This window comes from Hymenobacter daeguensis (genome assembly GCF_054780555.1).
Genome location: NZ_BAAGWC010000001.1, coordinates 394802 through 409566 on the forward strand (window position 1 = coordinate 394802; position 14765 = coordinate 409566).

Genomic DNA, 14765 nt, shown 5'->3' on the forward strand with positions numbered 1-14765 from the left:
AACGACGGAGCCTTACTCCACCACCAGCTTTTTCACAACGAGGCCGGCTTCGGTTTGCAGGCGCAGCGCATACACGCCGGCTGCTACGTTGGCCAGGGGCAGCGCGTGGGCCGCCGCGCCGGCGGGCAGCACCTGCTGCACCACCACCCGGCCCAGGGCATCGACCAGGGCGGCCGCCACGGGCTTGCGGCCAAGGGCAGCGGGCAGCTCTACGAATACCGTCTTGCTGGCCGGGTTCGGGAACACGGCCACCTGGGCCGCCAGCGCGGCCGACGCCGTGCCCAGCGCCTGCCGGCCAAACACCAGCTCAAAGCGCGGCGTGGTGCTGGTGGCGTTCAGGGCAAAGGTATAGGTGGGTTGCAGGCTGAGGTCGGTGAAGGTGCCGAGCTGCAAGTCGTGCAGCAAGGGCTGCGCCCCGGAGCCAAAGTTGACCAGCTCGGCCACGCTGAGCACGTAGCTGCCCGTGGCCGGCACACGCACCGTGAGCGGCACCGTCACGGGTGCCACGGCAATGGGCAGGCCGTTGATGGCCAGCTCAGTGCCGGCGGCCGTGGTCGAGATATTCAGGCCCGTGGAGTTGGGCAGCTTCACGGCATCGTACTGCGAATCGACCCCGGCCGTGGCGCCGGCTTCGAAATACACGAAGGCTTCGTCGGTCAGGGTGCTGCCCACCGCGTGCACCGCCAGCTGAAGGCGGGCGCGGCTATCGGTGGCCGTGCCGCGCTGGAAAGCCGTGGCATTGGGCGCGGTGAGGCGCTGGCTGTTGCGGAGGGTGAGGCTGCCGCTGGTCTGGCCGGAGCTCACCCGCACAAAAAAGCCCTGCGCCACCGGCACCACCGGGTTGCCACCCACGCCGTTCACATACGCCCGGTATTGCCCGTTGTACTGGCTGGTGCTGCTGAACACGTAGAGGGCCGCGTCGAGGTTGGGCCGGTCGGCCGGGGCCACCAGGCTGTAGTCGAGCGGGGCTGGGTACGGGTTGCCCACCAGGGCCCAGCCGGCATCAGCCGCCGTAGCGCCACTGTTGCGGCTGAGGGCCAGCGTCTGGTCGCCGTTGTTGAGCGTCCCCACGAAATCGACCAGCTGATTGGCCCCGATGTTCACCGTGTAGCCGCGGCCCACGGCCAGCGGGTCGCCGGTCGTATTGGGCGAAAACCAGCCTTTGTCAAAGGCATTCAGGTTGTTGGTCGTCGTAGCCAGCCGGGCCTGGTCGTAGCCGAATACCGTGGGGAAAGACGGTTCGAGCGTGGGCGTGGCCGAAATATTGTAGGCCGGGTTCACCACGGGCGTGAAGCCGGACGTAGTCAAATCGGCCACCGTGGTGCTGACCACCGGCGAGCTGTAGTGGCGGTAGCCGGGGCCGGCGTTCAGGCTGGGGTCGATGTAGCGCTGCACGGTGGCATTGCCCACCACGGTGCCGCCGCTGTTCACCACCAGGGCCGTGCCCGTGGCGTTGGAGAGCAGCGTGAACGGGTTGCCATTGGTGGCCAGCCCGCCGGCGAGGGTGAGCACGCGCTGCACATCGGCCCCGCCGCTGAGCGTGGCCGATGCCGCGCCCACCGTCAGGCTCCAGAAGTGGGTCTGGCCGCTGCCGCCCACGGCCTGCGCCGCCGCGCCCGTCAGCGATACCAGGCCGCCGGTGGCCGTGAAGGTGCCGCTGTTGGCAAAGCTGCCTTTCAGGTCGAGCGTGCCGCCGCTTTGCGCGAGCGTGGCGCTGGCAGCCAACGTCAGGTTCAGGGCCGAGGCCGTGCCGGTGGTCAGCACGGGGTAGTTGGGCCGGCCCGCCGGAATGAGGGCATCCACCGTGGGCGTGGGCACGCCCGCCGTCCAGTTGCCGTTGGCAAACCAGTCGGTTGAGAGGTTGCCGGTCCAGGTCGTAGCCGTCGTGGTTACGATGAAGGGAATCGACGTAAACGCGTTGTAGACGAAGTTGTTGGGCGGCTGCACCGCTCCGAGGTAGGCGCCGTTAATCAGCACATTCACGGCCTGGTCCACCACGGCGCTGCAGCAGTTGCGCTGCGCCACCTGGAAGTTTACCTGATACGTGCCGGCTCCTACCGCCAGCGCCTGCTGCGCCGCGCCGTTGTTGCCCGGCGAGCTTTGGATGAACGCCACGGCGGTGCCATCGGGCGCAAACGGCGGGTTGAACGCACTGCCGTTCAGGGCAATGCCCGAGCCGGCGTTAAACGTCCAGACGGCGCCGGCCGGGTTGTAGCCGTAGTTGCCGTTGCTAAGCGGGCCGTAGGTTTCGAAGCTGGGGTTGCCCACCGCGTTGGGCACCACCGCGCTGTTGGAGGCCTGCTGAATCTGGACCACGTCCACAAAAGCCGTCACGTCGGGGCTGCCGCTGTTGCCACCCGTGCCCTGCAGGGTCAGCACCGGGTTGCTGAAAGTTTTCACCACGTTGTAGGTGTCGCCCGTGGTGTAGGGCACGTTGCTGAGGCTGGGCGTCAGGCCGGTGTCATTGGCTACGTTCAGGCGGAGGGTGCCGTCGCCGGTGCCCGTGCTTACGGTCACGGTGTAGGTGGTGCCCGAGCCCGCCACGCTGGTCACGCTGGCTCCGGCCAGGCCGGTGGTGGTCAGCGAGAAATTGCCGGGCGAAACGCCCGTGACGCTGGCCGAGAACGTCACCGTGTAGGTCACGGCTGGCGTGGCTACCAGCGCGGGCAGGTTGCGCGTCACCGCCGTCACGGCCGCCGTCAGCTGGCTATATACGATGCTGAATTGCGAAGCGGCCGAGTTGCCATTGCCGGCGGCATCCTGGCCCACGTTGGCCGCCACGTTCACCGTGACGGTGCCGAAAGCAGCAGGCGTGATGTTCAAGGTGTACGTGGTGCCGCTGCCGCTAAAGCCGCTCAGGGTTCCGTTGCCCACCGTCACGCCAGCCGCCGTGAAGCCGGTGACGCCCTCCGAGAAGGTCACCGTTACCGGAATGGGCGAGGTAGTCGTCGGGCTGCCGGCCGTGCTGCCGATGCTCACCGTGGGCGCCGTGTGGTCGAGGGTGTAGGGCTGGCCGGCCGTATAGCCGCCCGCAATGGCGTTGCCCGGCACGTCGGTGATGCCCGTGCCGCTGCTGTTCAGGTCGAGGCGCAGGGTGCCGTCGCCGCTCACGCTGTTCACGGTCACGTCGTACACGCCGCTGCTCACAAGGGTGGCAAAGGCAATGGAGCCGCCAGCCGTGCCGGTCGAAGTCAGGCTGAAATCCGTCGGTCCTACCCCATTCACCGCTTCGCTGAACGTGACGCGATACACCAGCGTACCGGCGTTGGTGAGGGCCGTGGCCGGGGTCTGGCGGTTGATGCTCGTCACGGTTGGGGCCACGCCATCCACCAGCACGCCGGTGGTCGAGCCCACGCTGTTGAGCGTGAGCAGCACCGTCTGGCCGCCGCTGCCCTGCACCGTGCCGCCGTTCAGCACCAGGGCCGAGCCGACCGCCACCCCGTCGTTGTCGAGGTTGCCGCTCACCACCGTGTAGCGGAACACGAGGGCCGTGGTGCCGCTGCCCGACAGGTAGCTGGCCGCCACCGTGCCGCCGGTGTTCAGCGAGAGGGGCAGGGTGGGAATGCCGCCGCCGGTGTTCACTACCACAGCGGCCGCAAAATTCACCGTGAAATCCAGGTTCTGACCGGTACGGTACGTGCTGTTGGCCGGCACGCTCACGCTGGTAATGGCAATGGAAGCCGCCGCGAGCGTGATGTTTTTCGTGGCCGTGTTGCTGTTGGCGGCGCCATCGTTCACCACAAAGCTCACCGTGCGGGTAGTGGTGTTGGGCGCCGAAGCGGTGTTGGTGTACGTAATGGCCCGCAATGCGGCCTGCCATTGCGCCAGCGTGGCCGTGGCCCCGCTCGAAGTCAGCGTGAGCACCCCGGCACTGTAGCTGCCGGCAATGTTGCCCATCGTGCTGCCCGTGTTGGTGAAAGCCAGCACATCCTGCCCGCTCTGAAACCCGGTGGTAATGCTCACCGTGGCCGAGGCCAGCGTGGCGTTGTCGGCATCCGTCACCGCCACGGCCGGGTCCACGGCCACCGGCGTGGAAGGCCCGGGCAGGCTCTGGGTGAAAAGGGTGCTGCCGCCGCTGGTCGTCACCACCGGCGCGGCATTTGAGGCCAGGGCCAGGCCGTTATAAGTGGCGCCAGCCGTAGCGGGCACGATGACCGTGCGGCCCGTGCCAGTGGCAGCGTAGCGCAGAATGGCGCCCGTGCCCACAAACTGGTCAGTCAGGTAAAGCTGCCCGCCCACGGCGTCGTAGGCCAGGTCGGTGGGCTGCGTAAAATTGGCCGCGCCCGAGGCCAGCGACGTCACCGGGAAGCCGGTGTTCAGGCTCACCACCTGCAAGGCATCGAGGGTGGCCGTGGCACTGCCCTGTGTAAAAAACAGGCGGTTGCCGGCGGCGTCCAGGGCCAGGCCGCTGTACTCCACCCCGGCGGCAGCCGGCACCACCACCGTGCGGCTCGCCCCCGCCGTGGTGAAGCGCAGGATGCCGCCTGCTCCGATGTACTGGTCGGCCACGTACAGCAGTCCGCCGGCTGCATCCAGGGCCAGGTCGGTGGGCTGCGTGAAGCTGGCCGCGCCCGAGGCCAGCGTGGTCACGGCCAGCGTGCTCAGGTTCACCCATTTCAGGGCGTCGAGCGAGGCATTGGTGGCACTGCCCTGGGTGAAATACAGGCGGTTGGCCGTGGCATCCAGGGCCAGCCCGTTGTAGGTGGCTCCGGCCGTGGGCGGCACTATCACGGTACGGCCCGTGCCCGCCGTGGTAAAGCGCACAATGCCGCCCGTGCCCACGTACTGGTCGGTCACGTAGATGTAGCCATTGGCCTTATCGTACACGATATCCGTGGGCTGCGCGAAGCTGGCCGCGGCCGAGGCCAGCGTAGTGCCGCCGCTGCCGTCCGGGTTCACGGCCTTGGCGGCATCGAGCGTGGCGGTGCTGCTGCCCTGGGTATAGTAAATCTTTGCTGTCTGGGCCCACGCGGTGGGGGCGGCCAACAGCAGAAAAAAGAGGAGCCCGGCTCCCAGATGCAGGAAGCGGGCAAAAGCATAGCGTTGTTTCATTGCAGGCTGCGTAGTGAAGCGTACTCAAAATCAGGACTCCGCGCGGGCGACGGCAGGGCCGGCTTGCCCAGGCGGGCCAGCCTATTGCGTCGGAAAAATCCCGTAAAGCGAAATGCAGTAGTTCATCACCAGCGACGGCGGCATGGCGTCGAACGGCTGACCGCCGCCCGTGGCCTGAATGGTGGAGGCGTGGGCAGTTACCGTGGCGGTGGGCAGCGGCGCGTAGCCCAGCACGCTCACGGTTTCGCCGTTGACGTCGACCCCGGCCAGCGTGGCGGGCACCGTGCCCACCGGCGAGCTGCTGGTGGGCGACGTGCCGGCCTGCACCGCGTGGTTGTGCGCCGGCATCTGGGCGGTGGTCAGGGTGCGGGTTTCGGCGCCGCCCACCTGGCCCAGCACGTAGTTCGACAAGCCGGGCCCCAGGTGCTGGTGGCGCGGCGCGCGCCCCCGCAGGTCGGGCAGGCCGAAAGTGGTCTGGCCATCGCCGCCGTAGGTGGTTCCAATCAGCTGAAACAGCGTGGAATAGTCGGCAATGGATTGCAGACTGCCGTCGCAGAACGCCCAACCCTGCGGTGCAAAGTTGCCCGCGAACAGCATGATTTCGCCTACGTAAGGCTGGTAGCCCTGCACTTTCCGGGGCGCAGCCAGGGCCGGGGCTGCCACGGCCGCACCCGTAACTACCGCCCCCAGGCGCATCAGCCAGTTGCGGCGGGTGGGCTCGGCCGGGGCCTGCTGGCGCATGATGGGAACCAGGCCCGCAGTAGTAGCTCTTAAACGCATAATGTACAGAATATGAGGTACAGAAAAAAGAACCCGCCGCTTATTGCCGGGGAGGAAAAGTGCCCTGAAGCGCAATGCAATAGTTCACCACCAGGTAGGGCGACTCCAGGCTGAACGGCTGGTTGCCACCCGTTGCCCCAACGGTGGTTGGAGCGGCCACGCTGGCCGTAGGCGCAGCCGCCCGGTGGAGCACACTGATGGCCTCGCCGCTGGCCGTGGTGCCGGCGGGCGGCACGGCCGCCAGGTTGCCTGAAGGAGTATCGGTGGTGCCGGCCGCGCTGCTGACTTGCGCGGTGTGGCTGTGCGTCGGCAGGTTGGCGCTGAGCAGCGTGCCGGTGTTGCTGCCAATTTGCTCGCCCAGGCTGCGGCCCGTCAGGCCCGGCCCCTGGCCCTGGCCAATGGGCGTAATACCCTGCAGGTTGGGCAGGGCAAAAGTTGTGCGGCCGTCGCCTCCGTAAGTAGTTCCCAACAGGGAAAACAGCGCCGTATTCTGTGCAATGGACATCAGCTGGCCATTGCACAGCGCAAAGCCCCGGGGCGCAAAGTTGCCGGCAAACATCATAATCTCGCCGAGAAATACATCGTCGCCCAGGACTTGTTCGGGGCTGGCGGGGCGGGCCAGAGCGGGTGTGGCCAAGGCCGCGCCGCCCAGCATGGCTCCCAGGCGCTTCAGCCAGCCGCGCCGGGCGGGTTCGGCGGCGGGGGCGGCCTCCGGGGCCGCAGGTGAGAATTGAGCAGACATCGCTAACCAGCTAAAAAATGAAAAAACAAGGAGCAGACCGCTCCCGGCAACCTAGTTGCGCGAGGGGAAAATGCCCTGCAGCGCAATGCAGAAACTCAGGGTTTCGTAGGGCGCCAGAATGTTGAGGGACGTGGCACCGCCAGTGGCCGTAATGGCAGTGGCGGCCTCCGCCACGGTGGGCGTGGCGGCATACGCCAGCATGTTCACGGCTTCGCCGTTGAGGTCGTTGCTGGCCGAGGCCACGGCGGCGGCCGTGCCCGCCGGCACGTTGGAGGTAGCTGCGGCGTTGCTCACCAGGTACCCGTGGGTGTGCGCCGGCAGCTGGGCGGTGGTCAGCGTGATGTTTTCGCCGCCGCCGCGCTGGCCCAGTTGGTAGTTGCCGGAGCTGCTGTCGACGCCCCGGGGCGTGCGACCACGCATGTCGGGCAGGGCAAAGGTGGTTTGGCCGTTGCCGCCGTATGTAGTGCCCAGCAGCGAAAACAGCGCCGCGTTTTGCGCAATGGGCAGTATCTGCCCTTCGCAAAGCGCCCAGCCACGCGGGGCAAACCCAAACGCAAAGAGCTGAATCTCGCCCAGATAAGGCGTCCCCCCCAGCACCTGCTGCGGCGAAGCCACCTTGGCCTTGGCGGCCCGGCTCAGAAACAGGCCGGCCACCAGCGCGCCCAGGCCTTTCAGCCAGCTGCGCCGCGTGGGCGGAGCAGCCGCCGGCTGGGGCACCGCAAAGCTGGCCGGCGGCACGGTGCTGGCAGGAGTAAATGGTGTTTTCATACAGAAAATTTGAAAGATTACCAGTCCGAATTCAGCGGGTGCTGTTCCGTAATTCAGGCATCAAATGTAAATGTTTTCGCCATCTTTTAACCACCACAATGACAAAAATTAAATATCTGACAATAACTGTATAAAAAATAAACAGGGGAAGCAAACTGTTCTGTCGAACCAGTCGCCTCCCCTGCTCACACTACGCAGCCAACAAGCTGCATTCCAAGCTTATACCAGCAAGAAGTTAGCCCAAGGCCGTCACGCCGGGCAGCTCCTTGCCCTCCATGTATTCGAGCAGCGCGCCGCCGCCGGTGCTGATGTAGCTCACCTGCTCGCCGAAGCCGAGCTGCTGCACGGCCGCCGCCGAGTCGCCGCCGCCGATGAGCGAGTAGGCGCCGGCCGCCGTGGCCTCGGCAATGGCCTGGGCCACGTACTCGGTGCCGAGCGAGAAATTGCTCATCTCGAACACGCCCATCGGGCCGTTCCAGAGAATGGTTTTGCTGTGGCGGATGACTTCGGCGAACTGCTCGCGCGAATCGGGGCCGAGGTCGAGGCCCATCCAGCCGTCGGGAATGCTCAGGTTGGCGGCCACGTCCACGTTGGCGTCGTTGGCGAATTTATCGGCAATGACGGAGTCGGCGGGCAGCATCAGGTTCACGCCCTTGTCCTTGGCTTTCTGGATGAGCTGACGGGCCAGGTCCACTTTGTCGGCCTCCAGCAGCGAGCTGCCGACGTGGCCGTTCTCGGCCACGGCAAACGTGTAGGCCATGCCGCCGCCAATGAGCAGGTTATCTACCTTATCGAGCAGCTTTTCGATGATGAGAATCTTGTCCGAAATCTTGGCCCCGCCCATGATGGCGGTGAAGGGCCGCTCGGCCTGCTCCAGCACTTTTTTAGCGTTATCGATTTCCGATTGCAGCAGGTAGCCGCCCACCCGGTCCTGGGGGGCAAACGAGTTGGCCATCACGGCCGTGGAGGCGTGGGCGCGGTGCGCGGTGCCGAAGGCATCGTTCACGTACACGTTGCCGAGCGTGGCCAGCCTGGCGGCGAAGGCCGGGTCGCCGGCTTCTTCTTCCTTGTGAAAGCGCACGTTATCGAGCAGCAATACTTCACCGGGCTGCAGGGCAGCGGCTTTTTGCGCGGCTTCGTCGCCCAGCACGTCGCCGCCGAACTGCACCTCGCGGCCGTATTCCTGCGAGAGGCGGCCAACCAGGCTTTCGAGCGAAAACTTCTTTTCGTAGCCGCCCTTGGGCCGGCCCAGGTGCGAGAGCAGCACCACGGAGCCGCCGTCGTTCAGGATTTTCATCACCGAGCGCGTGGCCATGCGAATGCGGGTATCGTCGGTGATGTGCAGGTCCTTATCCAAAGGCACGTTGAAATCGACGCGCATCACGGCGTGCTTGCCGGCGAAGTTGTAGGTATCGAGGGTGTTCATGAGGGGAAGTGAAACGGTTGGGAGTGTGTGGTTGGTCAGTGGTGCAAAAGTGCGGCGCTTTCGCAGATTTCCACCGACTTTAACCGACGGAATGACGATTGGGTTGAATTGCGTGCTGTAGTAACGCGACACTTCGCGTCTCCCCGTCGAACGAAAACGGTGGAATGAAACCGCACAGCGCAGATGCCGAGACGCGAAGTGTCGCGTCTCTACAGTTCGTGGTAGCGCACCAGCGCCTCAATCGGAGCCTGCAGAATCAGGCCCACGGCCATGCCGTGGCGGGCGGCGGCGGCGGCCAGCGCCTCCCGAAAATGGTAGCCCACCGAGCCCACGCAGTTGAAGGGGTAGCGCTGGTAGTCGGGGTATTGCGTCACAATCTGCGCAAAAAACGCCTCGAAGGCCTGCGCTACCACGCCCTGGCAATACGGCTCGGCGTAGTGCTCGCCCGCAAACCGGGCGAAGCTGGCCAGGAAGCGGTTGGGCAGGGGCTGGTTGTAGAGGCGGTCGAGCACCTGGCTCACTTCGCCCAGCTGGTAGGCGGCCCTGAACTTCTCGGCCAGAGCGCCCGGAAACCGGCCGCGCAGGTAGTCGCGCAGCAGCAGCCGGCCGATGCTGGTGCCCGAGCCTTCGTCGCCCAGCGAATAGCCCAATGACTCCACCACCTGCGTAATGCGCTGGCCGTCATACAGACACGAGTTGGTGCCCGTGCCCAGAATGGCGGCAAAGCCCGCCTCGCGCCCCAGCAGCGCCCGCGCCGCCGCCAGCAAGTCCTCCTCCACCGAAATGTGCTGCACCTGCGGAAACACCTGCCGCAGGGCCCCGGCCACTACCTCGGCCTTGGCGGCCGAGAGCACCCCGGAACCGTAATAATGAACGGCGCTGATGGCCGCTTCGCGCACGGCGGCGGGCACGCTGCGGGCCAGCGAGGCGGCAATGGCCGGCGTATCCCAGAAGTAGGGGTTGTAGCCTTCGGTGCTGAAATGAACGGGGGCGGGCCCGCCCAGCAGGCACCAGCTGCACTTGGTCGAGCCGCCGTCGGCGAGGAGTATCATGGGGGCGAAAGTACGGGAGTTGGCGCGTGGCAGTATCTTTCGCCGCAGCTGTTTAGACTCCGTTCCGTCATCCTGAGCATAGCGAAGGACCTTCCCACCGTTGTACCAGTTGAATTCCAGCATTGTTGTTCTGGCGTGGCAAGGTCCTTCGCTACGCTCAGGATAACAGACAGGCCATTTAGTCACCTATTTACTCCCCTCCTGCTTCATGTCTTCCCGCCGGAAATTCCTGCAAACCTCTGCCGCCGGCCTGGCCGGGCTGGCCACCGCGCCGCTCACCGCCGTGGCCCTGCCCGCTGTTGCGGCGGCAACCAAGCCCATTGTCATCTCGACCTGGGACGCGGGCGTGAATGCCAACAAGGGCGCCTGGAAAGTTCTCGGCAAAGGCGGCTACGCGCTGGACGCCGTGGAGGCCGGCGTGATGGTGACGGAAGCCGAACAGGGCTGCTGCGTGGGCCTGGGCGGCCTGCCCGACCGCGACGGCGTGGTGACGCTCGATGCCTGCATCATGGACGAGCAGTTCAACTGCGGCGGCGTGGCGGCGCTCGAGCGCATCAAGCACCCCGTCAGCGTGGCGCGGCGCGTGATGGAGCGCACCCCGCACGTCCTCATCGTGGGCGAGGGCGCGCAGCAGTTTGCCGTGGCCCAGGGCTTTCCGCTCGAACCCCAAAAGCTCAGCCCCGACTCCGAAAAGGCGTACCAGGAGTGGCTAAAAACCAGCCTCTACAAGCCCGTTATCAATGGCGAAAACGAAGGCCGGCGCAAGCCCGTGGGTCCGGTGGGCGGCCGCCAGAACCACGACACCATTGCCATGCTGGCCCTCGATGCGCAGGGCCGCCTCTGCGGCAGCTGCACCACCAGCGGCATGCGCTTCAAGATGCACGGCCGGGTGGGCGACTCGCCCCTCATCGGCTCCGGCCTGTTTGTGGACCCCGCCGTGGGCGCCGCCGCCGCCACCGGCCAGGGCGAGGACGTGGTGCGCATTGCCGGCGCCCACACCGTGGTGGAGCTGATGCGCCAGGGCCGCACCCCGCAGCAGGCCTGCAAGGAAGCCATCGAGCGCATTGCCGCCATCAAAGGAGCGAAGGCCAAAGACATCCAGGTGGCCTTCATTGCGCTGGATAAAAATGGCCGGACCGGCGCCTACGCCCTGCAAACCGGCTTCAACTTCACGGTGAGCACCACCGATGCGCCGCTGCTGCGCGACAGCGAGTTTCTGCTGAAGTAAAGCTTGGCCGGCAACAAAAGTCGAACGTCGTGCTGAGCGCAGTCGCAGCAACGCTACCGGGGAAGCAATTCATTTACCATTGTGGTAGAGCTGCTTCGACTGCGCTCGGCATGGCCTTTTTTTCCTTACTGCCCACAAAGCCTAATCCGTTTGAAAAAGCCCCACACCTTGGAAATCTGTGCGGCCTCGCTGCCTTCGGCCCTGGCGGCGCAGGCGGGCGGCGCGCACCGCATCGAGCTGTGCCAGAACCTGGAGCAGGGCGGCATCACGCCCTCCTACGGCCTGATTCGGCAGACCCTGAGGCAGCTTCAGATACCGGTATTCGTGCTGATTCGGCCCCGGCCGGGCGGCTTTGTGTACAGCAATGCTGAGCTGGAAATCATGCGGGCCGATATTGAAACGTGCCGCGAGCTGGGTTGCGCGGGCGTGGTGCTGGGCGGGCTGAATGCGGCCGGCCGCGTGGATGCGGCCGCCTGTCGCCCGCTCCTTGAAGCAGCAGGCCCGATGGCAGTCACCTTCCACCGCGCCTTCGATTCCTGTCCCAACCAGGCCGAAGCGCTGGAAGAAATTATTGGCCTGGGCTGCCAGCGGGTGCTCACCTCCGGCGGCCAGCCCACGGCCGAAGCGGGCCGGGACCAGCTGGCCGCGCTGGTGGCGCAGGCGGCCGGGCGCATCAGCATCATGCCGGGCGCGGGCGTGGCGGCGGCCAATATCCGGGCGCTGGCCAACCATACCGGCGCTACGGAGTTTCACACCAGCGCCAAGCGACTGGTGCCCGCCGACCCGGCCGATGGGCTGTTTCGGGCAGAACGTTTTGAAACGGATGCCGCCTTGGTGGCCGAGCTGGTGGGCCTGCTGTAGCGCGGACTTTTAGTCCGCGAGTCGGTTGTTCGAGCGCGGACTAAAAGTCCGCGCTACGGGTTCTTACCTTTGCTGTACTTATGAAAATCGGTATTTTTTTCGGGGGCACTTCGCGCGAGCGGGAAATTTCGTTCGCCGGCGGTCGCACCGTCTTTGATAATCTGGACAAGGCGCTGTTTCAGCCCGTGCCCATCTTCGTCGACAGCCTGGGGCAGTTCATTCTGCTCGACTGGCAATTCATTTACAAAGGCACCATTCGGGATTTCTACCCGCCGGTGAGCTCGCAGCCGCCGTCGCTGCACCATTTGCAGGTGTACATCGAAAGCCTGGGCGAACTCACGCACGACGAGCGGTTCGAGGCCATTGCCAAAGTGGGCCGCCGGATTGACGCCGAGCAGCTGCCGCTGCTCATGGATTTTGCCTTCCTGGCCCTGCACGGGCCGGGCGGCGAGGACGGCGCCATGCAGGGCCTGCTCGAATGGCTGGGCATCCCCTACTCCGGCTCGGGCATCCTGCCCTCGGCCTTTGGCATCGATAAAATCGCGCAGAAGAACCTGCTCAAGGCCCTGGGCCGCCCCACGCCCGACTTCCGCGTCATCAGGGCCGAGGAGTGGGACAGCACCGACCACGCCGCCACCCTCGCCTACCTGGTGCGCGAGCTGGGCCTGCCGCTGGTGCTGAAAGCGCCGCGCCAGGGCTCCAGCATCGGCGTGAGCATTCTGAAAACCGACGACCTGGCCAAATTCGAGGCGGCCATCGACAAGAGCCTGTTCCGCAAAACCGTGACCCGCGCCGACTGGCAGCGCCTCGGCGAGCAGGACAAAATTGCCTGGGTGCAGCACCTGACCGACATCCGCGAAGGCATTGGCCTGCCCGTGGTGCTCGACGGCGAAACCGCACCCATCTACCACCCCGAAACGCTGCTGTTTACGCTGAGCGAGCGGCTGGAAACGGCCGAGGAAGTGCGCCTGACCAACATCGACGGCGAAACGCAGGTGCTGGTGGAAAGCTTCGTGGCCGGCCGCGAGTTCAGCTGCATTGTGGTGGAAGACCCTGATGGCGCGCCGCTGGCCCTGCCCCCCACGGAGATTGTGAAGGGCGAGGAGCTATTCGACTACCGTTCGAAGTACCTGCCCGGCCTGGCCCGCAAAATCACGCCCATCGACCTGCCGGAGGAGAAAATCCAGGAAATCCGGGAAGCCTGCGAGGAGATGTTCCGCACGTTCGGCTTTCAGGTGTATGCGCGGCTCGATGGCTTTGTGGCGCACGATGGCCGCCTGTTTCTGAACGACCCGAACACGACTTCGGGCATGCTGCCGGCCTCGTTCTTTTTCCACCAGGCCGCCGAGATTGGGCTCAATCCGAGCCAGTTTCTCACCTACCTCATTCGCACCTCGCTGGCGGCCCGCCGCCGCGCCGGCCTGCGCCCCGTGAAGCTGGCGCAGCTGCTCGACAAGCTGGATACGGCCGTGGCCGGCCGCCAGCACGAGGCCACCGAGCGCATTCGGGTGGCCGTGATAATGGGCGGCTACTCATCGGAGCGGCACATTTCGGTGGAGAGCGGGCGCAACATTTTCGAGAAGCTCAGCTCCTCGGCCAAGTACGCGCCGGTGCCGGTGTTCCTCACCGGCTCGGCCCAGGAGCACAAGCTCTACGTGCTGCCCGTGAACGTGATGCTGAAGGACAACGCCGACGACATCCGCGAGAAGATTGAGCACGCCGAGGCCGGCGAGGCGCCGCACCCCATTCTGGAGCGCATCCGGCGCGAGGCGGGCGCCATCACCAGCACCTACGCCGGGCAGGCGCTGGCCCAGCCGCGCCGCATCTCGTTCGAGGAGTTGGCCCAGCTGGCCGATGAAGTCTTCATTGCCCTGCACGGCCGGCCCGGCGAGGACGGTGCCCTGCAGCAGGAGCTGGAACGCTTCAACCTGCCCTACAACGGCTCGGGCGTGGCCAGCAGCAGCGTCACCATCAATAAGTTCGAAACCAACAAGCGCCTGCGCGAAGCTGGCTTGCTGGTGGCCGAGCACCGCATGGCCAACAAGCTGGAGTGGCAGGCCGACGCCGAAGGCTTCTACCGCAGCCTCGAAACGCAGTTCCCCTACCCCTTCATCGCCAAGCCGGCCGACGACGGCTGCTCCTCGGCTGTGAAGAAAATCAAGAACCGCGCGGAGCTCGAAGCCTTCAGCCAGCTCATCTTCCGCACCGAAGAAGACCTGATGCCCGGCCCGGCCGAAGTGCTGCACCTGGGCTTCAAGGAAGAATTTCCGCAGAAGGATGCCTTCCTGGTCGAAACGCTCATCGGCCGCGACGGCGCGGCCCACTTCCTGGAAATCACGGGCGGCCTGCTCACTTCCTATGACGAGGACGGCCAACTCGACATCGAGGTGTTTGAGGCCAGCGAGGCTTTGGCTACCGGCGAGGTGCTGAGCCTGGAGGAAAAATTCCTGGCTGGCGAAGGCCAGAACATCACCCCCGCCCGCTACGACGTGGACCCCGTGGAGCGCCAGCGCATCTCGAACGAGGTGAAGGCCGTGCTGCGCCGCGTGGCCCAGGTGCTCGACATTCAGGGCTACGCCCGGATTGACGCCTTCGTGCGGGTGCGCCCGGAGGGCGAGGTGGAGGTACTCATCATTGAGGTGAACTCGCTGCCGGGCATGACGCCCGCCACCTGCATCTTCCACCAAACGGCGCTGGCCGGCTACACGCCCTACGAGTTTATTGACCGGATTCTGGAGTTCGGCAAGGCACGCTCTTCTAAAATGATTAATGGTTAATGGTCAGTGATTAATAGCGGAAGCTTAGGCCACTCCCGAACCCTAAAAAATTAACCATTAATCCCTAATCATTAACCAT

9 protein-coding genes are annotated in these 14765 nt (G+C 65.5%); 3 read left to right on the plus strand and 6 right to left on the minus strand.

Features of this window, described 5'->3' with window-relative positions:
* Positions 1-12: 12 nt before the first annotated feature.
* The 6 genes from ACYVHT_RS01755 to ACYVHT_RS01780 all read right to left on the minus strand — a co-directional run bounded on the left by ACYVHT_RS01755 (position 13) and on the right by ACYVHT_RS01780 (position 9820).
* A complete protein-coding gene (locus ACYVHT_RS01755; RefSeq protein ID WP_460547319.1) occupies positions 13-5052 on the minus strand; it encodes an Ig-like domain-containing protein in 5040 nt (1679 codons plus the stop codon).
* Between the two features lie 81 nt (positions 5053-5133).
* A complete protein-coding gene (locus ACYVHT_RS01760; RefSeq protein ID WP_460547321.1) occupies positions 5134-5832 on the minus strand; it encodes a phage tail protein in 699 nt (232 codons plus the stop codon).
* 40 nt (positions 5833-5872) lie between these two features.
* The gene (locus tag ACYVHT_RS01765) at positions 5873-6574 is read right to left on the minus strand and encodes a phage tail protein (protein WP_460547323.1); all 702 of its coding nucleotides are present in this window, start codon (positions 6572-6574) and stop codon (positions 5873-5875) included.
* Positions 6575-6625: 51 nt separating this feature from the next.
* Positions 6626-7342: a phage tail protein gene (locus tag ACYVHT_RS01770; protein WP_460547325.1), complete on the minus strand. Its 717-nt coding sequence runs from the start codon at positions 7340-7342 to the stop codon at positions 6626-6628.
* A gap of 235 nt (positions 7343-7577) precedes the next feature.
* Positions 7578-8768: a phosphoglycerate kinase gene (locus ACYVHT_RS01775; protein WP_460547326.1), complete on the minus strand. Its 1191-nt coding sequence runs from the start codon at positions 8766-8768 to the stop codon at positions 7578-7580.
* Positions 8769-8977: 209 nt separating this feature from the next.
* Positions 8978-9820 carry an N-acetylglucosamine kinase gene (locus ACYVHT_RS01780; RefSeq protein ID WP_460547328.1) on the minus strand — a complete coding sequence of 281 codons (843 nt, stop codon included), beginning with the start codon at positions 9818-9820 and terminating at the stop codon, positions 8978-8980.
* A gap of 208 nt (positions 9821-10028) precedes the next feature.
* On the opposite strand from ACYVHT_RS01780, the gene ACYVHT_RS01785 reads away from it, so the two are divergent.
* The 3 genes from ACYVHT_RS01785 to ACYVHT_RS01795 all read left to right on the plus strand — a co-directional run bounded on the left by ACYVHT_RS01785 (position 10029) and on the right by ACYVHT_RS01795 (position 14686).
* Complete coding sequence (locus tag ACYVHT_RS01785; protein WP_460547330.1) at positions 10029-11048, plus strand: N(4)-(beta-N-acetylglucosaminyl)-L-asparaginase; 1020 nt, start codon at positions 10029-10031, stop codon at positions 11046-11048.
* Positions 11049-11198: 150 nt separating this feature from the next.
* Positions 11199-11909 (plus strand): copper homeostasis protein CutC, encoded by a 711-nt coding sequence (locus tag ACYVHT_RS01790; RefSeq protein WP_460547331.1) that lies wholly within the window; start codon positions 11199-11201, stop codon positions 11907-11909.
* 80 nt (positions 11910-11989) lie between these two features.
* Positions 11990-14686, plus strand: a complete 2697-nt coding sequence (locus tag ACYVHT_RS01795) for a D-alanine--D-alanine ligase family protein (RefSeq protein ID WP_460547333.1) — start codon at positions 11990-11992, stop codon at positions 14684-14686.
* Positions 14687-14765: the final 79 nt, after the last annotated feature.